Origin of the sequence: Xanthomonas sp. (genome assembly GCF_017163755.1) — a bacterium.
In the GTDB taxonomy this organism is placed as follows: domain Bacteria; phylum Pseudomonadota; class Gammaproteobacteria; order Xanthomonadales; family Xanthomonadaceae; genus Xanthomonas_A.
Map to the genome: position 1 here is coordinate 46,149 of NZ_JAFIWC010000010.1, position 24,081 is coordinate 70,229.

At 63.8% G+C, this 24,081-nt stretch carries 20 protein-coding genes; 1 reads left to right on the forward strand and 19 read right to left on the reverse strand.

Annotated features, from left to right (window positions below; genetic code table 11):
- Positions 1-19 precede the first annotated feature (19 nt).
- From JR065_RS21805 to JR065_RS08535, 19 genes are all read right to left on the reverse strand, one after another.
- Entirely contained in the window at positions 20-1,129 is a 1,110-nt protein-coding gene (locus JR065_RS21805; RefSeq protein ID WP_206233613.1) for a glycosyltransferase, read from the reverse strand.
- Between the two features lie 204 nt (positions 1,130-1,333).
- On the reverse strand, positions 1,334-2,299 hold the full coding sequence (locus JR065_RS08450; protein WP_206233614.1) for a glycosyltransferase family 2 protein: 966 nt from the start codon (positions 2,297-2,299) through the stop codon (positions 1,334-1,336).
- Positions 2,300-2,345: 46 nt separating this feature from the next.
- Positions 2,346-3,305 carry a hypothetical protein gene (locus tag JR065_RS08455; protein ID WP_206233615.1) on the reverse strand — a complete coding sequence of 320 codons (960 nt, stop codon included), beginning with the start codon at positions 3,303-3,305 and terminating at the stop codon, positions 2,346-2,348.
- On the reverse strand, positions 3,306-4,436 hold the full coding sequence (locus JR065_RS08460) for an FAD-dependent oxidoreductase (protein WP_206233616.1): 1,131 nt from the start codon (positions 4,434-4,436) through the stop codon (positions 3,306-3,308).
- A gap of 1 nt (position 4,437) precedes the next feature.
- Complete coding sequence (locus JR065_RS08465) at positions 4,438-4,824, reverse strand: GtrA family protein (RefSeq protein WP_206233617.1); 387 nt, start codon at positions 4,822-4,824, stop codon at positions 4,438-4,440.
- A gap of 8 nt (positions 4,825-4,832) precedes the next feature.
- Positions 4,833-7,679, reverse strand: a complete 2,847-nt coding sequence (locus JR065_RS08470; protein ID WP_206233618.1) for a discoidin domain-containing protein — start codon at positions 7,677-7,679, stop codon at positions 4,833-4,835.
- Positions 7,680-7,711: 32 nt separating this feature from the next.
- Positions 7,712-8,506 (reverse strand): FkbM family methyltransferase, encoded by a 795-nt coding sequence (locus JR065_RS08475; protein ID WP_206233620.1) that lies wholly within the window; start codon positions 8,504-8,506, stop codon positions 7,712-7,714.
- 43 nt (positions 8,507-8,549) lie between these two features.
- The gene (locus JR065_RS08480; protein ID WP_206233621.1) at positions 8,550-9,347 is read right to left on the reverse strand and encodes a sugar phosphate isomerase/epimerase family protein; all 798 of its coding nucleotides are present in this window, start codon (positions 9,345-9,347) and stop codon (positions 8,550-8,552) included.
- Positions 9,344-10,300 carry an aldo/keto reductase gene (locus JR065_RS08485; protein WP_206233622.1) on the reverse strand — a complete coding sequence of 319 codons (957 nt, stop codon included), beginning with the start codon at positions 10,298-10,300 and terminating at the stop codon, positions 9,344-9,346. Before JR065_RS08485 ends, JR065_RS08480 begins: the two co-directional genes overlap by 4 nt.
- A gap of 31 nt (positions 10,301-10,331) precedes the next feature.
- Positions 10,332-12,380 carry a glycosyltransferase gene (locus tag JR065_RS08490; protein WP_206233623.1) on the reverse strand — a complete coding sequence of 683 codons (2,049 nt, stop codon included), beginning with the start codon at positions 12,378-12,380 and terminating at the stop codon, positions 10,332-10,334.
- Positions 12,380-13,309: an NAD-dependent epimerase/dehydratase family protein gene (locus tag JR065_RS08495; protein ID WP_206233624.1), complete on the reverse strand. Its 930-nt coding sequence runs from the start codon at positions 13,307-13,309 to the stop codon at positions 12,380-12,382. The genes JR065_RS08490 and JR065_RS08495 overlap by 1 nt, the downstream gene beginning before the upstream one ends.
- 138 nt (positions 13,310-13,447) lie before the next feature.
- A complete protein-coding gene (locus tag JR065_RS08500; RefSeq protein ID WP_206233625.1) occupies positions 13,448-15,883 on the reverse strand; it encodes a methyltransferase domain-containing protein in 2,436 nt (811 codons plus the stop codon).
- A gap of 3 nt (positions 15,884-15,886) precedes the next feature.
- Positions 15,887-17,257, reverse strand: a complete 1,371-nt coding sequence (locus JR065_RS08505) for an ABC transporter ATP-binding protein (protein WP_206233626.1) — start codon at positions 17,255-17,257, stop codon at positions 15,887-15,889.
- Positions 17,247-18,089, reverse strand: coding sequence for an ABC transporter permease (locus JR065_RS08510; RefSeq protein ID WP_206233627.1), 843 nt, complete (start codon positions 18,087-18,089; stop codon positions 17,247-17,249). The genes JR065_RS08505 and JR065_RS08510 overlap by 11 nt, the downstream gene beginning before the upstream one ends.
- Positions 18,090-18,094: 5 nt before the next feature.
- Positions 18,095-19,318, reverse strand: coding sequence for a cystathionine gamma-synthase (locus tag JR065_RS08515; RefSeq protein WP_206233628.1), 1,224 nt, complete (start codon positions 19,316-19,318; stop codon positions 18,095-18,097).
- 80 nt (positions 19,319-19,398) lie between these two features.
- Positions 19,399-20,769, reverse strand: a complete 1,371-nt coding sequence (locus JR065_RS08520) for a pyridoxal-phosphate dependent enzyme (protein ID WP_206233629.1) — start codon at positions 20,767-20,769, stop codon at positions 19,399-19,401.
- Between the two features lie 214 nt (positions 20,770-20,983).
- Positions 20,984-21,205, reverse strand: coding sequence for a YdcH family protein (locus JR065_RS08525; protein ID WP_206233717.1), 222 nt, complete (start codon positions 21,203-21,205; stop codon positions 20,984-20,986).
- Positions 21,206-21,544: 339 nt separating this feature from the next.
- Positions 21,545-22,447 carry an OmpA family protein gene (locus JR065_RS08530; RefSeq protein WP_206233630.1) on the reverse strand — a complete coding sequence of 301 codons (903 nt, stop codon included), beginning with the start codon at positions 22,445-22,447 and terminating at the stop codon, positions 21,545-21,547.
- A complete protein-coding gene (locus tag JR065_RS08535) occupies positions 22,444-22,836 on the reverse strand; it encodes a DUF4398 domain-containing protein (RefSeq protein ID WP_206233631.1) in 393 nt (130 codons plus the stop codon). Before JR065_RS08535 ends, JR065_RS08530 begins: the two co-directional genes overlap by 4 nt.
- Positions 22,837-22,935: 99 nt before the next feature.
- On the opposite strand from JR065_RS08535, the gene JR065_RS08540 reads away from it, so the two are divergent.
- Positions 22,936-24,075 (forward strand): PilT/PilU family type 4a pilus ATPase, encoded by a 1,140-nt coding sequence (locus JR065_RS08540; RefSeq protein WP_206233632.1) that lies wholly within the window; start codon positions 22,936-22,938, stop codon positions 24,073-24,075.
- Positions 24,076-24,081: the final 6 nt, after the last annotated feature.

Sequence of the window (24,081 nt, forward strand, 5' to 3'; positions counted from 1 at the left end):
AGTCGATGGATTGTCAGAATCACAGGGAAAAAATCCTTCTCAACGCAGGCAACCGGCTGTCCCAGGAGTATTCCTGCAGACAGACTTCCCGCGCCAATCGTCCCATTTCCCGGTTCAGTGCGGGATCTGCGAGTAGCTCGATGCAGGCGCGCGCGAACTGGGGGGCGTTGGCCGCCAGGCGGATACTGCGTCCGGGCTCGTAGGCAAACCCCTTCCCGGCAAGCGTCGACGCGACGCAGGGAACTCCCGCAATCGCGTACTGATTGATTTTACCACGCAATCCGGCGCCCCCCAGTGCCGGCGCGATGCCAACCCAGGCGTGCGCCAGTTCCTCCTCCAGTGAGTCCACCTCGCCCACCAGGTACACGTTCTCGTCGGCGTGGTCCGGTAGACGCGCAAGGCCCCGTCCAGCCACGCGCAGCCGGTAGCCGGGATGGGCGGCCTTCACCTGCGGATGGACCTCCCGCAGGTACCAGTCCAGCGCGTCCAAGTTGGTCTGCGAGCCAAAATAGGCCAGGAACACCACGGTAGGCGCCCCCCGCAACGGCCGCTCCGGCAAGGCGCGCAGGGACTGGGCGAACTCGGCGACGGAAATTCCGGTTTCCACCGCCTCCACGCCGCCCCAGAACCTGAACATGCGCAGGACCCGCGCATCCGCCTCGGACACGCACATCACGCGGTCGGCGCGCCAAACGCCAAGCAGTTCACGCAGCGCGACCCGCAGCTCCCACAACAGCCAATGCCTGCTCGGCACGAAAGGCACGCTCTGGTGCCGCAGCGCCAGCGCGGTGGCGCGGACATGCGACTCCATCGGCGACACGACGACCCGCGGCACGCCGTTGCGGCGGAAGAAGCTCGCCAGGTCGGCAGCCTGCAGGAACTGGAGATCGACCGCGTCAAACCCGTCTTCCAGCACGCCAGTGGCGACGATGCCAGCCTCGTTGAAGTGCTCGACCGGCAGCAGGACGATACATTCGAAGATCGCGCCCAGCTCCGGATCGAGTGCCTCGCCATGACTGCAGGTCACCAACGTGAGCGACACGCCCTCGACCCGCTCGGCGAGCAGGCGATACATGTCCAGCAGGCGCAATCCGCCGCCGGTGCCATGCTCGGGCGGGTAGAAGGACACCAGTAACAGCCGCCTGGTCCTGCGCGGTGGGTCGCGACCGGCACTACTCACGACATGACGCCTCGCGGCCGGAACACGGGCGCTGCCGGCACGATACCGCGCCAGGCGCGGGATGCCCGCCCAGAAGGGCCGCCCCCCCCCGAGGGGACGCGCCCGCCCGTGCGGGCGCGAAGCGCCGGCGCGGGCCCTTCGTGGAGCGCGTGGTCACGACTGCCCGGCCGATTTCCGTCGCGCCGCCGAGCCACTGGACTGGAACTCATACGGCAGGGCGATCGGACGCCGCTTGGACTCGATATGCACCTGGCCAAGATACTCGCCCATGATGGCGAGGACGAAAAACAGCAACGCAAACTGCAACGACAGCACGGCGCATACCACCAGAGGGGCCGTCCAGCCCGGGGGCGCGAAGAATACCGCGCCGATACACGCCACGGTACAAAGCGCGGAAACAGCGCCTGCCAGGCCGATCTTCCTCAGCGGCTCGATCGAGATCCCCGTCAGGCTGTCGAGCGCATAGCGGATCATCGACATCAGTTTGTATTTGGTTTCCCCGGCAAAGCGCCGGTCCCGCTCGTAGGCGACCACGCTGGTGTTCATCCCCAGATAGGGGACCAGCACCCGGAAAACGCCGTTGACCTCGGGCAGTTCCAGCAGCTTCGTCACCGCCTTCCGGTCCAGCAGGCGGAAGTTCGCGGCACTTTCCTCCAGCTTGAGCTTGCCGGAAAGCGAGTCCATGACGGTGTAGAAGGCGTTCGCCGTCGCACGCTTGAAGAAGCTGTCGCTCGGGCGCCCGGAGCGTGAACCCACGACGATGTCGGCACCGTTCTCCCAGGCCCGGATCATCTCCAGAATGACCGCCGGCGGATCCTGCAGGTCGGCGTCCATCACCACGACGGCATCGCCGGCCGCCGCGCGAAGGCCTTCCTGGATCGCGGCCTCCAGGCCGAAGTTCCTCGTCAGACGCAGCACGCTGATCGTATCCGGGAACCGGGCGCGAACCGCCTTCATCTGCTCATGGGTCCCGTCCCGGGACCCGTCTTCCACCAGAAGCAGCTCGATGTCGTAGCGATCCGCGATCGGCGCCAGCGCCTTCAGCGTTTCCTCGCAGAAGGTCGAAACCAGCGCCTCCTCGTTGTACATCGGACCAATGATCGAAATCAGCTTCTTCATCTCGTAATTCCCGTCTAGCCATTCCCGTCCGCGCGAACGCGGAACCCTACAGCACGTTGACCCGATCCTGATCGACCATGACCACGCTGTTCTTCTCGAACGCGATGGAGTAATCGCCCCGGTCGCTCCTGTCGTTGAGGAGCCTGCCCAGGTATTCGCCGAAGAACGCCATCATGATGAACTGGAACATGAAGAGCACGGACATCGAGAGCACGACCGTCGTCCAGCCCGGGACGATGTTGTTGCTTACCAGGTGGATCAGCACGCTGTACGTGGCCAGCACGAACGCGGCGAGCGCACCCAGGAAGCCGAGCACGGACATCCAGCGCAGCGGACTGAGCGAATTGAACACCATCAGCCGCACGAGCCGGTAGATGCCCTGCACCAGGGATTTCTCCCCCGCCAGTGGCGACGTGCTCTGGTACCTGTACGCAACCGAGGGATAGCCGGTCTTCTGGATCCGCAGGTAGAACTGGTGGTGGAACCGGCCAGTGCTCGTGACCGCGTTAACGGCGCGCCGGCTCAGGCATCGCAGGCTGGTCGCGTTCTTCGGCAACTGGTAGTCGATCGCGCGCAGGAGGCGGTCGGCGAAATACCTGAAGGCCGCATAGGCGGGCGTTTTGCGCCGCTCGGCCGTGCCGACGACGACGTCATACCCGGACCTGCAGAGCTCCACGACGTCCGGGACCACCGAGATGGGATCCATCTCGTGGTTGAACAGCACGACGAAGTCGCCGATGGCATTCTCCAGGCCTGCCGCCCAGGCCACGTCCAGGCTGACCGTGCCCACCAGCTGGATGTAGCGCACGCTGGGCAGGTGCTTGAGCATCTCGGAGATGTCCCTGCTGGCGCTGGAATGCATGATCGCGCCCTGCCCGATCACCACGATCTCGTAATCCGAGTAGCGGGCATTCAGCTCGCCCTGCATGGCGGAGATTTCCTCGTAGCGCAGCGGGGATCCCGCCTCCACGACGTACACCACCGAAACAAAAGAATCGCTTTTCACTCAGCCCCTCCCCCCGAACTCCGCCAGTCCCTTGGTTTCGATCGCGTCAATCGCGTCATAAACATTGTCGATCTTCCCGCCCATGACGCAGTGAAAGCCCTCCAGCGAATGGTTGGCTTTCAACAGGATCGGCCTGGAGTCGTCCGACTCGCTGCGCGGCAGGACCGTCTTGGTCTCCCACAGGGAACGCATGTAGACGCACCCGTCCAGCAGCGGAATGTATCTGGCGGCATCCTTGCGCATGTGGCGCCAAGCCGACGCGCGGCCGTGCTCATCCAGCACGCGCTGGCTGTCGGCGTACTGGCCGCCCTGCTCGTCGGACCACTCCAGTCGCGGCGTATAGCGGACATGGCTGAAGGAGTGCAGCCCGGCCGACGGGAAGGGCATGACCGAGAAGAACGGGCCGCACATCACCGTGATACCCACGTCCCGAAGCTCATGGGGAACCTCGACAAGGCACATCTCGGTCACTTCGTGCTTGAGCGGTATGAGCTCAAGGCCGGAGTTGGCGTTGAGGTAGTTGATCCGGGAGTAGGCGCAGTTGAAGACGACGCTGGCAGGCATCTCGATCCAGTCATCGCCCCCCTCCCTGCCAACCTCCACGACCAGGCCCGGGCCCTCGCGCCGGATGCGTCGCGCCGAAGTGCCGAAATGCAGTTGCACGCCGGCGTCCGCCAGCCTGCCCATCATCTTTTCCCTCAACGCGACCGCGTCGAACGCGTATTCGGTGACGGAGAAGCAGGCCTCGATCAGGCCCGGGTTGACGAGCTTCTGCATGGCATGCGACGCGGGCACGCAGCGCGCGCCCACGCGGTCGCAGAACTTCTGGAACTGCCGACCGGTGACCTTTCCCAGCGGCTTGCCGATCAGGTACTGCATTTCGAAGGAGGCATCCACGCAGTCGCGAAATTCGCTCACGAACCGCGGGAACGACAGGCGCGAACGCAGTGCGGTCAACACACTGCGCGGATAGTGGTATCCGTTATGGACGCGCGCCTGGTTGTTGAACGAGGCCCGGGTCATCAGGGTATCTTCCTTCTCGAATAGGTGCACCTTGGCACCCTTCCGCGCCAGGTGCTCGGCGATGCACGCGCCGAAGAAGCCGCCGCCAATGACGATAGCCCTGTTCATCTTATTCCCGGAAGGTCCAGAACTTATGGCAGAGGAAATTGAACACCCCGACCAGGACGACATTGACCACCCCGACCATGACCGCATCCACGCCCATCGGGGACAGCACCTCGGAGACCAGCACATTCATGCCAAACGACAGCCCGACCACGATCAGGAATTTCACCAGGCTCGCGCCACTCATTTTCCTGCGGAACGCAAAGACCCCTGAGCCGACGTAGGAAACGATGGTCCCAACCGCATAGCCCACGATCACCGAAGGGGTATTGCGCCAGCCAAGCCAGGAAGCACACAGGGCGATCACCAGCAGATAGGTAAGGCTGGAGACGACGCCGACCAATCCAAAGGTCAACACCTGCCGGTATCGCTGTACGGTCCTGTTCAACATGGAGTAATTCAATTTCTATCGACCCTTCGCAGCGACCTGACGGCAGGGACCAGCCACGCCAGCGCGGCAAGCACGCCGTACAGGGCGAACATGACCCAGAAAGCCAGCAATGGCCAGTTCCTGTAGCGCAGCTCCAGCACGTTGCGGCCCGCCGCCGCGTCGATGGTGATCAGTCCCTCGCGCGGCCTCGGCTTGATCCGCTTGCCATTGAGCGTGTAGCGCAGGTTGGGATTATCGGAGAACAGGTACTGCACGGTCGTCGGCGCGTCCGACTGCCATGCCACCCGGGTGTAATTGGCGAAGTTGGTTTCGAAATCCAGCAGCTTCGGCGAGACGTCGGTGACCGCTCCCGCAGCCGGTGCCGGTGCCGGGCCACCGAATACCTCGACCTCGGCCAGGTGAAGATAGGCTTCCTCCGGCGCGCTCGCGCCGCCAAGCTGCACACGTACATAGCGACCCTGCACACCGCCGACCCGGACGACGTCATGCTGCGTGCGCCCGGGCAGCTGCCGCGCCCAGGTCCCCGGCCGGGCCTTCAGGGTGTCCGCGGTGTCGGCGGGCCCGAAAGGCGTCCTGGAGACGAAGACCCAGTAGTCGTGCAGCCTGAACTCGTACCTCTTCACGTTCCAGATGCCGATGCGGTCGATCGCCTGCGCACTGCCAAGGTCGATATCAAGCCACGCGTTGAGATCCTGGTTGGTGTGGGAAATCGATCCGGCCTCGAGATCCCCGTTCGTATTGCCATCGACGGCGAGGCGCGCCTCGCGGCCATCGATGGTCCCGCTCTGCGTCGCCGCCTTGCCCCTGGCGATATTCACCGGCTCAGGACGCGTTGGCCCGATCCTGAAGAAGCCATTGTCCACCACGGTGGAGTCGGCCGGTGGATTTGCCGATGCCGTGGCCCGCAAAGGCACCGCGACGATGCCGTTCGGCAGGTGGTAGATGTCGTCGGGCGCCACGCCCGCGGCGAATTCCGCCAGGGCGCCCACGGCGGACAGGTCGGACTCATAGGCCACGAAGAAGTCCGCGCTCGAACGCGTGACCAAGTCCCAGTCAGGATTCAGCACCCAGGTTTCATCCCTGACCGCCATCGGCATCTTCTGCAGGTAATCCGCACGCGGACCCATGCGGAAATCGAAGCCATGGTAGGAGGAGAGCTTCAGCTCGTTGAGGACGAGGTAAGGGAACGACTTGGGAAATGGCTCCCGCCCCACCTTGCTCCACAGCAGGGTGAGGTCGACATACTTGAGCACGGCCTTGTCGGAGAACCGCTGCTTGAGATACTCGGCAAAGCGATGCTTCTCGCCCGCATCAAGCGACATCACGTCCGTCCTGGACCGGGCCTCGTAGGTATTCCGCCCGTGCGAGAAGTCGTACATCACGTCGAGTGCGGGCAGAAGGGACAGGGCGATGGCCGCGCTGTACGCAATGCCCCTCACCGGCACCAGCAATGCCACGATGAAGGCGAACGCAAGGACCAGTTCAAACAGCACGTAGTTGTTCAAGCCGAGACTGCCCGACACGCCAGGGCTTCGTGCCACCAGGAAGGCCCCGACCAGCACGAGCAGCCCCACGACCAGCAGCGCGAGCTTGGTGGCGAGCACCGGCCGGGTCTCGACCACGGCCCGCAGCATGATGGCGATGACTACCGCGAACAGGAGGTGCACCGGCAGCAGGAACCGCTGATAGATATGCATGCCCCCGACCTGGGGCACGAAGTAGTAGACGAGGTCGCTGACGACACTGAACTCGCCGAAAGTCGACAGCGTGACGAGCATCCAGATCGCCAGGCAGCCCACGATCGCCCGCCACTCCCTTGGTGTGACCGCCTTGATCGGATCGCGTCCGAAGACAAACAGGCAGAAGATGACGACCGCGATCAGGCCCGCCTGCGACGAGAACTCGTAGAACGGCCCCGGCACCTCCAGCCGCGTGGAAAGCAGCCGGAGCAGGCCCTGGGGCGCCTGGGCAAGCTGGTGAGCGCTATAGAACAGCGACGGGGTATCGGCGCTGATCGTCGCCTTCAGGTGCCGGTAGATGGCGAGCAGGTAAGGCATCACGATTACCGATGCCACCCCGTAGGGCAACATCGCCAGCACGACGCGCCGAACGCGCATCCGCAGCGTGACGTCATCGTCGGCCAGCACCAGAAGCGTTGCGGCGACCACGACGACCGACAGCCCGATGCTCGTGACGCCGATGGGGACATAGCCGCCGAGAAAGCCGAAGATCACCGGCAGAGCCGCGGCGAACAGCCGTCCGACCGTCGGCCCGGCCGCGAAGGACAACGCCATGTAGGCCGCCCACGGCAACACCGATATGCAGAAGATGAACTGCGGCTGCGTGGTCGCGCCGATCATGTTCACGCTGAACGTGAAGGCGGTGGCCGCGAAGGCCGCAATCGCGAAGCCGAAGAAGCGCGTCAGCAGCCTCAACGAGAAATAGCAGGCAATGAACGAATGAAGGGCAACAAGCCAGACCAGGATCCGGCCGTAGTCCTGCATTGCCGTGCCTTCCGGTGAGGACAGCAGGCAATAGAGGACGAAGAGCGGGTGCAGCACGAAGAAGTTCGGCGCAAGGAAATAGTCGGAGCTGCCGTTGTACTGCGAAAAATCCAGCGCACTGAAGTGCATTCCCGCGAGCAGGGAATGCGTCTTCATCATGGAGGGCCAGTAGAGGCCGAGCACATCCCCGCCATAGAGGATGCCGCCGGCGTCAAGCGAGCCATGCCTCAGCGCCGGATAGTAGAAGAGCAAGGTCACCGCGGCCGCGAGGAAGAACGCTCGGTTTCTGTCGATGGCGCCTGCCGCCGCGCCTGCGGCGCGCACAAGCCAGTCCGCCAGCGCATCGAGCATGCGCGGACCGTCGACGTTGAATCGGGCGATTCTCATCTCCCGACCCCGGGCAGGCGCTCAACGGGAATGAAGAAGACGTTGAGGATCGGACCGCCGTCGAAATCCACGAAGGAATCGGATTGCTTCAGGTAACGGCAAACCCGGTAGTTCCGGCCGGCGAAGAACTCGGCAAGATTCGGATAGCTGAGGGGATTGTGCTCGACCATGAAAGCCGGTCGGCACCTGTCGATGGTGTTGGCCAGCCCGGCCACCACGGAGTCCTCGAGTCCTTCCACGTCGATCTTCACGACGTCTACCTGGAGGTTCAGCTCGTCGAGCGGAATCACCTGCACCACGTTCTCGACCAGCTGGACATGCCGGGAAAGGCCGTCGATATTCATGTGCTTCTCGAGGTTGGCACGCACCGCCTCGGGGTTCATCGACGCATAGTTCGTGAGCGCGAAACCCCGGTACACCGGGGTGAAGAGCGTGAAGGACGCCGCACCGCGGCCAGCGCCGACCATGCGGAAGTCGAAGGGCCAGCCCTTCGCGCGAAGCGCGGCAAGCGACGCCTCGTGCGCGGGATTGGGCTCGATCGAGAAAATCGACTTCTGCGGCCGAAGGTGATGCATCGACCGAGCGGAGAGCCCGTCGTTGGCGCCCACGTCCAGCATCAGGTCGCGATCATTCGCCAGCTTGCTCAGGCCATGGAAGTCCGCGTCGTGCGGCAGCATGAACGGCAGGCGGCCGACCACCCAGCGCGAGAACACGTAGAGATAGATGTTCGAGACGGCGATCCGCTGCAAGGCGTCCTTGAGCCGGAAGACGGTTTTTACTGGAGCAATCATGTGCTGGCACCCAAGAAAAAACTATTGAATATGAGGTTGGAAGTCAGTTCTTTCCGAACGCTTGCGCCACGACTTCCAGCGAGTCGAACAGGTCCGCCAGGCCAAGATTCTTCATTTCGAGCGAAACCCACCCTTCGTAGCCTTCCGACTTCAGCAGTCGGGCCAGCTCGGCGTGTTCAGAGCGGTTGACGATCTTCACCAGGGCCGGCTCGCTGATCTGCACATGGCTGGCATAGGGAATGGCCGCAGCCACCGAGGCGATGGGCTCCTGGTTGGCGATGATCGTGCCCACGTCCAGGTTCAGCCTCAAGGACGGGGAGTCGATGAGCCGCACCAGTGCCAACGCCTCGGGTGTGGTGTTGAGGTAGTTGGTGCCGTAAAGCGTCGGATTAGCCTCCATCCCGATCACCACGCCCTTCCGCTCGGCGTAGGCCGCACAGTCCGAGAAGAATCGAATCCCTATCGGATACTGCCCCGCATTTTCGATGACCCGGTTTTTAGGACATCCGAAAACGATATGAGGCACGCCGACCTCCACAGCAAAATCAATTGCCGAATGGGTGTATCGCAGCAGGAAATCGCGCTCATCTTCCGACCCGAAGATCCGCTCGCTCAACCCATACCAGACCGACTGCATGGAGCATGTCTCCAAGCCCCATGCGCTGCGGAATTCCGCGACCATCGATGCCGCCAGGCGCCGGCTGTACGGCTCGTACGGATTCACCGGAACGAGCCGGGTTGGCGCAATCTCCAGCCCGGAGAAGCCCTCGGCCCTCAGCTTCTCGAAAACAGCTTGGTCATCTTCTGATCCCCATCCGATATTGGACGCTGCGAGCTTCATCTACATTCCTCAGATGGAGAATCCACGCGCACCCAGAACTCGTCCGGAATGGCAGTTTCCAAGGCGCGCACGTTTTCCTCCAGTTGAGCGGGACTGCTTGCCCCCAGCACGGGAAGGACGCCTCCCCTGAGCACCCACTGCAGCGCCGCATGACTTCCTTTCACATCGAACTCTTGGCACGCACTGACGAAGTGATCGATCCGGGCCTTGTTCTGCTCGTAGATCTTCTCCGTCTTGTCGTAGCCAATCTGCTCGCTTTTCGAGATACGGGATCCGGAGGGGACGCCATCGCGGTACTTACCGGTCAACAGGCCTTGCGCCAGTGGCGAAAAACCAAGCATTCCCACCCCATTTGTCTCACAGAAAGCCCTGACGCCGTTGGCATCAATTCTGTTGATCGCATACGAGAAAATGAACTGTTCCAGGATCGGCTTCTCCATGCCGAGGCGATCACACACTTCATGGCATTCCAGCAGCGCCTCAATGGGCCATTCGGAAGTGGCCCAGTACAAGATCCGCCCGGAATCGATCAGGCGGTCATACGTCCTGACCACCTCCTCCATTGGAACTTCAGGATCGTAGCGATGAGCGTAGTAAATATCCACATACTCGACGCCGAGCCGGGCGATCGATTGCTCGAAGGCCCAGCGGATGTGCTTTCGGCTCAGCCCCTTGTGGTAGACATGAGGGCCGATCGGCCAGGAGCCTTTGGTCGCCAAGACAAATTCTTCCCTGGGGTATCTTTCCAATGCCTGCCCCAGCAGGGATTCGGCCTTGCCCATTCCATAGTTGTTGGACGTGTCGAAAGAGCGCATCCCCAGATCCCAAGCCGCATCGACCATTTCCCGGGCGAACCCGACATCGGTCTTTTCGGTGCCAATTGTCAATGCACTGCCGAAGGTGAGGCTCGACAGCTTCAAGCCGGAGTTTCCAACCCTGACGAACGAATTCATGTCCATACCCGTAGTCCGTGTAGTAATGAGGTCACTTCCGGTGGCGCAACCTAGCATTAAGCCATGACAGGCCACTCACGTGCCAGATCTTGCGAGCGACTACATAAAATGGGCGCACACGCTGCGCGAAGTGGTTGAATCGATCCAGACCCGGCACGACGGGCATTGGCGGCTGGCCATGTCCGCTAAGCTTGTCGGCGACGGCCACAGCCGCTACGGATTCGTGGAAGGCGTCGTACAGCGCGTTGATCTCATGCGAGAAGTTGGTGGGCATGTCGTACTGCAGCGCCCAGAACCCTTTCGCCTCAACCTGCGCGTGTACCGCGCGGTAGCGGTGGAAGTAGCCCTCGCTCTCGCGCAATGTGAGGTGACGCGAACGATGCAACTCGACATCCGCGTCGTTTGCACGCAGCACAAGGGTGAGTGCCAGCAGGATGTCAAACCGGACCAGTGTCGACAGATCCAGCGCCACAAGCGCTTGGCGACTGAAAAACAGCGTGCCGAGCTGATGCTCGGCGATGCTGTCCTGGGTCCAGCGGTACAGGCCAACCGAACTGCTGTTGCGCAGGATGCCATTAGCGCTCGCTGGAGCTTCTGCCTTGAATGCATTGACGAAGAAGCCAGCCACGAACACGGTTGGCCGATTCTCGCGTGCGGCGTTCAGCGACCAGTCGAGCGCCTTCTCGAAGTAGTCGTATTGCGGGAAGTCAAGCTGGTTGAAGAATACAGCATAGTCACCCTCAACCAGGCCGGAAGCGTCGAACAGCTTGGCACCCAAACGCTGCTTGTTCCACTCGCCCTCGTCACTCTGTGGAGGCGAGAAGCTGAATTCGACGTTGGTCGGCTTATCGGTCGGCGCGTTCTCGCGCCAACGCGGGCTGCGGACGATGATGCGGACGCGATGGCGCGACTGGCTCTGGAGTTCCGCCGCAGCGCGCAGGATATGGGTCAGGTTCGGGAACACCTGCTCATCACTGGCATCGTCCTGCTTGCTCCACGGATCGTGGTCGATCAAGACCACGTCCACGACGACACCAGCATCGGCAGCAGCCAATGCAGAATGATGTTCCTCTTTGATCGCCGCCAGAGTCGCGTCGAGCTTGGTTTCGAACGAGTACTCTTCGGCGATCAGCTTCTGCGCTGCGCGAACGCGCCGATTCGCCTCCTCGGGATCAGCCAGGATCTGGTTCAGCGCCGCTTGGATGGCGTTGGCGCGCTCCTGCTCGGTCTCCCCGGAGAAGTAATACACCAGATCCCCGAACTGCTCGATGACATGCGGGTTGCGATCGGAGATGACCGGCGTACCTGACACTAGGCCTTCGAACACACGGCCGGAGGCCGTGCGCGACTTCAGGTGCGCGGGCGAAGAGACCGCCAGCACCGCGCCGTACTGTCGCATGGTTTCGAACATGCTGACGCCGTCGAATGGGATCTCACCGCGGTAAGAGGTGAAGCCGGCCCACGGATCGATGCCTTCCAGCTTGCGCGGCCCATAGAAGTCAGCGATGCCGCGCTCCTGCAGCACATCTAGCAGACCCTGGGCACGGCCGGACTTGCCGCTGCCGCGCTCCCAGTTCACACCGCAGTAGAAGACCTTGGAAGCTTCTGCGGCCACTGCCGCGCCGCCCAGCGGATGCGGCGGCACCAGCGCGCTGCGCGAGGCAGAGCCGATCAACGACAGGCCCTTGTCCTGCCACTCGCTGCCCAGCACCTGGCGGATATGTTCCTTCAGCAATGCCGAGCCGTTGAACAGATAACCATCGTAAGCGCGCAGATGCTGGATCAGGTTGATCCGGTAGTTGGACTGGAAATGCATGAATTCCAGCGGATTGGCCACCCATAGGAACGTGCGCAGATTCAGGAACTTCGGCGTGTCGTAGTGGAACGAAATGGCGAAGTCGTACTTGTCAGGCAGATGTACATCGTTGATGCACTTTCCGGTGGCGACGTCGAACCCCAGGAAGTCAACCACGGTGATGGGATAGCCGGTCTTCCTCATTTTCTCGATGAGTTCGTACTCGGCGTTCTTGATCTTAGGCCACTGGGAGATCACCAGGACCCGTGGCACCGCTGACGACATCACAGCACACCTTCATGGGCGATGTACCAGTCCCACGTCTTCTGCAGACCCTCCTTCAGCGTGTTGTCGCTGCGGAAACCAGTCGCGTTGATCTTGCTGAGGTCATAACCGAGATATTCGCGACCGTTAGGCTTGCTCAGGTCCCAGTCCACGCGACCCTGCATGCCAGACACCTCCGTCAGCGCCTCGACCATCTCGCGGATGGTGTAGACGTTGCCGCTGCCGATGTTGACCGGGCCTTGGACGTTATCCATCGCCAGCAGCGCGGCCTTGGCGGCGTCTTCCACGAACAGGAAGTCGCGCTGCGCGGTACCGTCCCCCCACACAGCGACGCGGCCACCAGCGCGCTTGGCTTCTTGGAAACGCTTGATGAGCGACGGGATCACGTGCCCATGCTCGGCGTCAAAGCGGTCGCGCGGCCCGAACAGATTGCAGGACACGATATAGGCCCAGTCCAGCCCGTAGCTTTCGCCGTAGGCACGCAGCATGCCTAGCATGGCGCGCTTGGCATGCGAGTAGGAATCTTCGGACTTGTGCGGTTCGCCCATGAAGATCATGTCTTCGGTGAAGGGCTGCGCCGGCGGAGGATACGGGTACACCGCGCCGGTTCCCATCACGGCGATCTTGCGCACGCCGGCCTTCTGCGCCGCGTCCACCACGCTGGTGTTGATCAGGATGTTGTCGTAGAACGACAGCGCCTTGTTCTTCATATTTCCCATGATGCCGTAGACACGACCCGCGCCATGGAATACATACTGCGGCGCGATCTTCTCGAAATAGCGGCGCGTTGCGGGAAGGTCGACCAGGTCGCATTCCTCGCGACCCACGGGCACGACGTTCCGGTAACCCAGTGCGCGGAGGTGTTCGACCATCGCAGAGCCGAACAGGCCCCGCGCACCGGTCACTACGATCTTGTCTTCCTGCTTCATGCCATTCCCTCTATACCAATTCAAAACGCATCCACAGCTGCGGACGGCGAAATATAAGCAATCCCCATACGCCGCGCTGGTCGCCCTGAGGCGACCATGGCAACATCGTCACACACGCGGCTTGCCAAGCTCAACGACTTACACCAGTTTTGGCTCCCGATTAGCCAGTTCAGCGCAAGCTGCTTCCAGCCGTCCGGTCCGATCGATCAATTCCCGGCTAGCCAGATCCAATGCATCGGTGCGTTCGGCAAGCAAGGACCGCAGTTCGTCGAGCTCGGCCTGCAACGCCCGCGTCCGTGCCTCGGATTCCTCCAGACGCCTGGTTCGCTCCGAAAGCTGCGCACTGACGTCTTCCAGCCGCCGCGTACGATCAACGAGGATTTCTCGCACGCTAACCAATTCATCAGTACGACTAACCAGATCGGCAGCGGCGCTTTCCAGCCGCAAGGTGCGATCATGCAACTCTGATCGCAGCGCGCCGAGTTCAACATCGCGGTAGCGTAGCTGTGCGCGACCTTCTGCCTGATCACGGGTAACGATTTCGTATTCGTTGGCGAAACTCGCATCCAGCGCACGAACGTCGATCTCGCCTCCCGCGGCCAGCAAATGGATGCCATTGGCGCAGCGCGCCAGATTGTCCCAAGCTAGCGCGTATTCGCGGATACCGTCCCCGTGGTTGAAGAGATTCGGATGCTCCGGCAGCAACAGCACGTCGTCCAGGCTCACCGATAGCAGGCGGCGCCCCACCTCCAGCCCCTGCAGCCAAAGATCACGCGCCTGCTCCACTCTGCCTAGCGCCAGGGCCAGCCGCCCCGCCTCGAACCACGAGGCGGTCGTCTTGGTCAGCAAGTGTACGCCGAAGGCTCCTGCGTCGATCCGGGCGCAGGCAACGAATGCATCGATGGCCGCGTCGAGCTTCCCCTGAGCGCGCAGCACCGCTGCCTTGACGTAGGCGAGCGACACGCGCCAGCGCAGAACCATCCGCCCTTCGCCCGGGGCCTGAATGTAGTTGTCGATCCGCCCCAACAGCGCGTCGACGGTCGTCGATGACGGCAGCGCCGATTCCAGCAGCGCATAAGCCTGCACGCACAGCGCGGCACCTTCGTCAGCGGACCCGGCAGCCGCCTGCTTCAGCACATTGGCAGCATATCGCCCGCGTAGCGCTGCAGAAGAGGCACGTTGGCCAATCGTGATCATGGATAGGCCCAGCCACGGGTTGGCGTATTCCTCGGCGTATTGCACTGAAGGATGGCCGGACGCTGCGACGTGGTCGAATACACGTTCTTCGTACGTGGCGGCGGCAAAGGGCGACTTCATCCCCACCATTAGCCACCATTCCGCGCTCCAGGGCTCTCGAGTCTGCGGGTCGACGGAATACAGCTCGCGTTGCTTCCTTTCCCAGACGAAGCGTTGACCGACGACCTTGGCCTGGCTAGCCGACTGCACGTACGCAGCTTCCACATCGAAATCGTTGGAGATCTCCGTGCGCAGACGGTCGAGGTCGTACACGTGCAGGTGGTAAGGATTGGGGTCCTCGCCACTTTCGTCGCTCCAGTCGTTGGGCACGCTGACGATCACCCGCCCGCCCGGTGTCAGCACGCGCTCGAACTCCTTGAGCAGACCTTGCGGATCCGCAACGTGCTCCAGCGTCTCGAAAGAAATCACCGTATCGAAGCTGGCATCCGGGTAGGCGTGCAGCGCCTGAGGCAGGTAGCCACATACGTAGGCACCGCGCGACCGATCGCCTGCATAGCAGAGGTTGGCATAGTCGACGGCATACTCGCTGCCATCGATCCCGGTGACGCTGGAGGCACGGGTCAGCGCGCGGACGACGTGACCGCCATAGCCGAGGCCGCAGGCTGCGTCGAGCACGCGGTCATTGGGGCGGATGAAATCGCAGGCCCACTGATAGCGGATCACATGCGCGTCGGAGCGCTCACCGGTATCGCGCAACATGTCCATGTGCAGGCCGCGCTCCTCTTCCAGCGCAGACAGCGGATAGGCGGCCAGCGCGGCATCGGGGATGCGTTCGAGCGCCACGAGGATGTCGCCGTTCTCATGGTTGAGCGAGTCGTAGGGATTGAGCCGGTAGTAGCGCGGATGCTTGCGAAAACCGGCGGCAAAACAGAGCCGCTCCCACCAGGCGCGGGTCCGCGCGACGCCATTCTCATCGATGGATGCCGAGGCAAACCGCAAGATGGCGTCGCGACTGCATACGCGGCGGATTTCCGCCAATGCCGTGCGCACGCCGTCCTCATCCATGCATTCAAGGCAGCCATCGGACACGACGACATCGAACTGGCCATCGCCGAAGGGCATCGCCCGGACATCTCCTTGGACGAAGCGGCCGGGCATTCTTGCATTGGCATCGTCGACGAGCGCGCCATCGAGTTCGAGTCCGCTCGCATCGACGCCCTGGCGCAGCAAGGCCTCGGTCAATCGCCCTGCGCCTGAACCAACGTCGAGCACCTTGGCCAGACCGCATGCCGTGACAACGGCATTGGCGAGCCCAGCGCTGCGTTCATTCGACCGGGCCGGACTAGCGCCTCTTGCTTTCATTCTCTTCACCGCCATAGATTAGTTTCCTTGCCGGCGCCAAGTGGCATTCATGCGCAGATCGATGACACCGCCAAAGAAGTACTCCTCCTTCCGCATCAGCACCTGAAAGAACGCTGCCTCGTCCACCCAGTGCAGCATCCGCTGCGCCAAATAGTCGGGGGTGTCTTCATGGGACACCGACGCTTGCACTTCGTACAGATTGACGCCCAGCACGCAGTCGCATTCGAGTTCGACCTCGAAACGTTCGCCTGCGTGAATCTGGCGCCGCCAGAAAGTTTCGGCGGAGGGATTCTCCGCCATGCGCTGCATGTCCTGATTCAAAGTGCCCCAGGAGTAGAGCTTGACGCCTTCCTTGTTGCGGATGCGCACGCCCACAGACAACTTGTCCGTGGTGATCTGCGACTCGCAGACCACCTTGATGCGCAGCCGTTCGCCGGGATAGAACACGCTGACACCGGTGCCGTCTGCCGCAAGGGTCGTGACACTAAGGATGCGTACTCCACCGTCGCCGAAGGTCAACCGGTCCGAACCGATCATTGACGCAACCGGCGCCTGCGCCATATCGGTCTGCCCCGACTCTTCGCTCTTCAGCATTTCGGTCAGACTACTAAAGTAGGCCGCTTCTTCGTCATGCAAGAGCCTGCGGTAATTCAGCACCACATTGGCCGACGCACCCCAGTCCAGCTGCCTCCCGTTACTCAACAGCAGGCAGCGGCTGGTCAACGTCCGGACGCTCTCCTGATCATGCGAGACAAATAGCAAGGACATGCCGTCGGATACCAGCTTCTCGATCCGCTGGAAGCAACGCTTCTGGAACAGCGCATCGCCGACGGCCAACGCTTCGTCCACGATCAAGATGTCCGGTTCGACCTGCACCTGCACCGCGAATGCCAGGCGCACCAGCATGCCACTGGAGTAGGTCTTGACCGGCTGGTCGAGATGATCGCCGATGTCAGCGAACGCCGCGATGGCATCGAACTTGCGGTCGATCTCGTCGGCAGTAAACCCCAGCAGGGCAGCGTTGAGATAGACATTCTCGCGACCGCTGAACTCGGGGTTGAAGCCCGACCCGAGTTCGAGCAGCGCGGCTACGCGCCCTTTCACCTCGACACGCCCCTCAGTCGGCGCCAGCGTGCCCGTCACGATCTGCAACAAGGTGCTCTTGCCACTGCCATTGCGGCCCAGAATGCCGACCGACTCGCCGCGGCGGACGTCGAAATTAACGTCGCGCAGAGCCCAGAACTCGCGAAAGTACTCACGCTGGCCTAGGCCGGCCGCGCGACGCAGGCGCGGCAGGACGAACTGCTTCATTCGGTCGCGAGGCGTGTCGTACATCTCGTAGCGCTTCGACACCGACTCGACGTGGACAACGATCTCGTCAGAGGACATCGGCGAAACCCTTGCGCGTTTTCTGAAACCAGGCATATCCGAACATCATCACCGCCAGCCCGACCGCCATCGCCAGACTCCACTGCGGCAGACGTGGCAACTGCCCGAAAACCAGCACACTGCGACTATCTTCGATGATGTAGGTCAATGGATTGAGATACATCCAAGGGCGCACCCACTCCGGCAGCGACGCGGCCGGGTAGAACACCGGCGAGAGAAACAGCATGACGCTGGAAAGCACACCGGTGACTTGCGAGATATCGCGCAGGTAGACCCCGGACGACGCCAACAGCCACGACACGCCGGTCATCATCAGGATCAGAGGCAACATGACTAATGGGAACAGCACCGCAGTCCACGGCACGCCGACACCCAACACGATCTGCGCAATCAATAGCACCAGCATGCTGATAGCCAGGTGGAACAGTGCCGAGCCGATCAGCACCCAAATGAGCGCGTCCAACGGGAAGATGACCTTCTTGACGAAATTCACGTTGGCGATGATCAGAGTCGGTGCCTTGTTAAGGCACTCGGAAAAAAACCCGTGCACCGCCAAGCCGACGAAAGCCAGCACCGCAAAGTTCACCTTGTCCACCGGGCCTTCGCCAACCCAACGCACCTTCATGACGGTAGTGAAGACGAAGGTGTACACCGTCAGCATCAGCAACGGGTTGAAGAACGACCAAGCTGTGCCAAGGAAGGAACCACGGTAGCGACCGATCACCTCGCGCAGGATCAACTGGCGCAGGAGCTGGCGGTTTCTCACCAGCGACCGGACCAAGGCGAGCGGACTGGCGGATACGCGGTTTCGCGCATGGACTTGTGCGGACATGCGTTTCAGGACTCCGTGGAAGCCTGGCCGCGGACTCCCGGCTGGCCAGCCAATGCCCGCTCCAGATCCACCCGCAAATCCCCCACCGCCTCCACCCCCACGCTCAACCGCACCAACCCATCGCTGATGCCGAGCTGCTCGCGGCGAGCCACCGGGATGGAGGCGTGGGTCATCACCGCCGGATGGTTGACCAGGCTTTCCACGCCGCCGAGGGATTCGGCCAGGGTGAACAGCTCGGTGCGTTCGCAGAAGCGCTTGGCCGCCTCGAAGCCGCCCTTGAGCACGATCGAGACGATGCCGCCGAAGCCGGACATCTGCCGCTGCGCCAGGGCGTGCTGCGGATGCGAGGCCAGGCCGGGATAGATCACCTTCTCCACCGCCGGATGGGTCTGCAGCCATCGCGCCAGCGCCAGCGCGTTGTCGCAGTGCGCGCGCATGCGCAGCGGCAGGGTCTTGAGCCCGCGCAGCGCCAGGAAGCTGTCGAACGGGCCCTGCACGCCGCCCACCGAGTTCTGCAGGAACGCCAGTTGCTCGGCCAGTTCGGCATTGTCGCCGACCACGGCGATGCCGCCGACCATGTCCGAGTGGCCGTTGAGGTACTTGGTCGCCGAGTGCACGACGATGTCCGCGCCCAGCTGCAGCGGACGCTGCAGCATCGGCGAGGCGAAGGTGTTGTCGACCACCACCCGCAGGCCGCGGCTGCGCGCGATCGCCGCGATCGCGGCGATGTCGACGATCTTCAGCATCGGGTTGGTGGGGGTCTCGATCCACACCATCTTGGTCTTGGGCCCGATCGCCGCTTCGAAGGCCGCCGGATCGGTCAGGTCGACGAAGCTGAATTCCAGCGCGGCGCTGCGCTTGCGCACGCGCTCGAACAGCCGGTAGCTGCCGCCGTACAGGTCGTCCATCGCCACCACGTGGTCGCCGCTGTCGAGCAGTTCCATCACCGTGGAAGTGGCGGCCATGCCCGAGGCGAACGCGAAGCCGCGACTGCCGCCCTCCAGCGCCGCCACGCAGCGCTCGTAGGCGAAGCGGGTCGGGTTGTGGGTACGCGAGTACTCGAAGCCCTGGTGTTCGCCGGGGCTGGACTGCGCGTAGGTGGACGTCGCATAGATCGGCGGCATCACCGCGCCCGTGGACGGGTCCGGATGCTGGCCGCCATGGATCGCCAGGGTCGCCAGCGACAGCGCGCGGCCGTCGCCATTGGGTTTTGACGCGTTGTCCGTCATAGGGGGTTCCCGTGGAAGGGGCGTGATTCTAGCAGTGAGGTCTGAACCGTCCCATTCACCGGGACGCGCGCCGGCGCCGGCTACTGCACCCGGCGCCGCAGGTAGTTCAGCAGGTCGATGCGGGTGATCAGGCCGAGGAAGGCGCCGCCGTCCATCACGATCGCCACTTGGCCGCGGTCGAACACCGGCAGCAGCGCCTCGATCGGCGACTTCACGTCCAGCCGGTCGAGCTTGCTGACCATCGCCGTGGACACCGGGTCGCGGAACCGCGCCTCGTCACCGTACACGTGCAGCAGCACGTCGCTTTCGTCGACGATGCCGACCAGCTGGTCGCCCTCCATCACCGGCAGCTGCGACACGTCGTACAGCTTCATGCGCTGGTAGGCGGTGGTCAGCAGGTCGTTGGGGCCGACCACCACGGTGTCGCGCTGGCTGTACGGGCGCAGGATCAGGTCGCGCAGGTCGCCGTGCTGCGGGCGCTCCAGGAAGCCGTTGTCCAGCATCCAGTAGTCGTTGTACATCTTCGACAGGTACTTGTTGCCGGTGTCGCAGACGAACACCAGCACCCGCTTGGGCTCGGTCTGCGCGCGGCAGTACTTCAGCGCCGCGGCCAGCAGGGTGCCGGTCGAGGAGCCGCCGAGGATGCCCTCCTTGGCCAGCAGTTCGCGCGCGGTGTGGAAGCTCTCGGCGTCGCTGATCGAATAGGCCTTCTTGACCCGCGAGAAATCGGAGATCGCCGGCAGGAAATCCTCGCCGATGCCTTCCACCAGCCAGCTGCCGGACTTCTCGCTGACCGTGCCTTCCTCGATGTACTGGGTCAGGATCGAGCCCACCGGGTCGGCCAGCACCAGCTCCACGCCCGGCGCGGCCTGGGCGAAGGCGCGCGACAGGCCGGTCATGGTGCCGGAGCTGCCGCAGCCGAACACGATGGCGTCGAGCTTGCCGTCCATCTGCCGCAGGATCTCCGGGCCGGTGCCGAACTCGTGCGCGGCCGGGTTGTCCGGGTTGCCGAACTGGTTGACGAAATAGGCCCCCGGGGTCTCGGCGGCGATGCGCGCGGCCAGGTCCTGGTAGTACTCCGGGTGGCCCTTGGCCACGTCCGAGCGGGTCAGCACCACCTCGGCGCCCATCGCCTTGAGGTTGAAGATCTTCTCCCGGCTCATCTTGTCCGGCACCACCAGGATCAGCTTGTAGCCCTTCTGCTGGGCGACCAGCGCCAGGCCGATGCCGGTGTTGCCGGCGGTGCCTTCGACCAGCACCGCGCCAGGCTTGAGCTCGCCGCGGCGCTCGGCGGCCTCGATCATCGACAGGCCGATGCGGTCCTTGATCGAACCGCCGGGATTGGCGCTTTCCAGCTTCAGGAACAGTTCGCACACGCCAGCGTCGAGCTTGCTGGCCTTGACGATCGGGGTCTCGCCGATCAGGTCGAGTACGGAGGAATGGATGGCCATCGGATCACAGTAACGGTCGCGCCGAACCAGCGGCTGGACCGGCGATTATCCGTGGTATGCGCGGGAATGTCAGACAAACCCGGAAAACCGTCCAACAAAAAAGCCGCGATCCGCGGCTTTTGGGGGGTTGGGGGGATGGATGGCGCGGACGGTGGCAGGCCGACGAGGAGGCCGCCACCGCCCGCGACAAGTGAACCGGCGGGGGAGATGAGGATCAGTGAGGCTTCTGCTCGTCGTAGAGTCGCAACAGCTTCTCCTTGGCCGCGAGCTTTTCCCGCTTCATCTGGGACAGGGTGAGATCGTCGATCGGCAATACGCCGAGTTCGGCGTCCATGCATTTCTTGTCCAAGGTCTTGTGCCGTTGGTAGAGCTGCTTGAACTCCGGATCGGACTTGATCAGCGCGTCGATTTCGGTCTGCGGTTGCCCTTCGAACATACGGATAGCCTCCTTCAGCTGGATACAAGAACGCCCCGGCCGGAACGGCACGGGGCGTTGCCTGGGAGCGGAGCAGCGCGAACCGTCGCCAGCAGCCCGGCCGAGACGCCCGAGCCTTGCGGCAAGGGGGACTTCGGCTTCGGTGCGTGCCACTGCGTCATCGGCCCGGCTCTCCGTAGGACCAGATGGCGGATGCCACCTGGACTACCGACCCTACGCCTCCCTTTCGGATCCGGCAAGAGAACCAGGGCCGCTTTCCCGCATTCAGTTGCGCACCGCTCAGGCCCACAGAAAAACCGCGTTAAGCGGCGCCACGAAGCCTGAGGAACGGCGTGGCGATCAGGGCGCGACCACCACCTCGGCAGACCGCGCCTTGGTCGAGGCGCCCTTCTTGCCGGCCGCCTGCAGCCGGCTGGCCGGCACGCCGCCGGCGACCAGCGCGTCGCGGATCGCGTCGGCACGTTTCTGCGCCACGCCAGCGTCGCTGTCGTAGGCCTCGATCCGCACCCGGCCCTTGCTGCCGATCTGCAGGTACTGCGCCAACGCCTTGGCCTGTCCGGCCGCGTCGGCGGACAGCGCCGACTTGCCCGCGGCGAACGCGCCGCCGGCCAGGGTGAAGACCTCCCCGCGCGCCTCGAAACGCGATCCCGGCAGCTTGGCGCCGGCCACCAGCTCGGCCTCCTCGCGCGCCAGCTTGGCCGACTTCTGCTGCGCCGCGCTGAGCCGGGCGGTCTGCTGCCCGGCCACGCTGGTCAGCGCCAGCTCGGCGTCCTGCCGCGCCAGGGTCTCGGCTTCGGCCGCCTGGCGCAGCCGCTCGGCCTCCTCGGCCTGGATCTGCGCCTGCACCCGCAGCCGCTCGGCTTCCTGGCGCGCCCGGGACGCCTCGCGGCGACTGGCCTCGACCAGCAGCTCGCTGCGCTCCCGCTCCAGGCGCGCGACCTCGCGCCGCGCCAGCTCGGCACGCGCGCTGGTTTCGGCGATCTCGACGCGACGCTCGGCGATATAGCGCGCATCGTCCTGCTCCTTGCGCCTGGCCGCGGCGAACGCGGCCACCGCCTGCTGCGCCTGCAGGCGCTCGTAGGCGGCCACCTCGGCGGCCAACGGATCGGCCTGCAGCGCCAGCAGGCGCTGGTTGAGCGCAGCGACCTGCGGGTCGTCCTCGGCGGCGAAGGCCGGGACGGCGACCGCGGCCAGCAACACGGCGACGGCAAGCCGGCTGCGCAGATGCACGGCGCGGCTCATGGACGCGCCTCCCCGGTGCCCAGGGTGCGTTGCAGGTCGGCCACCTCGGCCTTGCGCTGCTGCAGCTGGGCGTTGGCCACCGCCTCCTCGCTGCGCGCCCGCGCCAGGTCGGCATCGGCCGCCACCCGCAGCGCCAGCTGCGGGGCGGTCTTGCGCTGGCGCCGGTCCAGCGCCGCCTGCTGGGCCTGTTCCAGGCCCTGGCGGGCGCCGGCGATCAGGTCCGGCGCGTACTGGTCGGCGTCGGCCTGGATCGCGCGCTGGACCGCCTGCTGCGCGGTCAGCAGCTCCGGCGGGGCGACCTGGGCATAGGCGCCGGAGGAGGCAAACAGCGCCAATGCGCACGCCGTCACGTACAGCGGACGGCGGATTTGTGCGAAGCTAGTTTTCATTAAGGGGGGCCGTAGGCGGAGACGTCGAGCGCGGCCATTGTCGGAAGCCTGCGGCGCGCTTGCAACGGGCTGCCGCGGATCGTTGGGGAACCATTGCGCATGGATATCGGCTACTTCCTGAAGCTGATGACCGAAAAGAACGCCTCGGACATGTTCCTGACCACGGGAGCACCGGTCTATATCAAGATCGAAGGCAAGCTGTATCCGCTCGGCGCCACCGGGCTGCCGCCCGGCATGGTCAAGAAGATCGCCTACTCGCTGATGGACGAGGGCCAGGTGCCGCAGTTCGAGCGCGAGCTGGAGCTGAACATGGCCATCGCCCTGCACGACGCCGGGCGCTTCCGGGTCAACGTGTTCAAGCAGCGCGGCGAGGTCGGCATGGTGATCCGCGCCATCCGCAGCAAGATCCCCAGCATCGAGGAACTGCACCTGCCGCAGGTGCTCAAGGACGTGATCATGACCCCGCGCGGGCTGGTGCTGGTGGTCGGCTCCACCGGCTCGGGCAAGTCCACCTCGCTGGCGTCGATGATCGACCACCGCAACAGCACCACCACCGGGCACATCCTCACCATCGAGGACCCGATCGAGTACCTGCACAAGCACAAGATGTCGATCGTCAACCAGCGCGAAGTCGGCCTGGACACCCATGCCTTCCACAACGCGCTGAAGAACGCGATGCGCGAGGCGCCGGACGTGATCCTGATCGGCGAGATCCTGGACGCCACGACGATGGAGGCGGCGATCGCCTTCGCCGAGACCGGACACCTGTGCCTGGCCACGCTGCACTCCAACAACGCCGACCAGACCATCGAGCGCATCCTCAACTTCTTCCCCGAGAGCGCGCACAAGAACGTGCTGATGAACCTGGCGCTGAACCTGCGCGCGGTGATCTCGCAGCGCCTGGTCAAGGACAAGAACGAGCGCCGGCGTCCGGCCACCGAGGTGCTGCTGAACACGCCGATGATCCGCGACCTGCTGCGCCGCGGCCAGGTGCACGAGATCAAGGCGGCGATGGAGGACTCGCTTGAGGAAGGCATGGAGACCTTCGACCAGTGCCTGTTCCGGATGGTCAAGCAGGGCCAGATCGAGCAGGAGGAAGCGCTGCGCGCGGCCGACTCGCGCGACGGCCTGGCGCTGAAGTTCCGCCTGTCCGAAGGCGCCACGGGCGAGCACGACCCCTACGCCGACTACGAGGCCGGCGGCGCCAGTTCGCCGCGGATCACCCACGGCTTCGGCTGAAGGCGC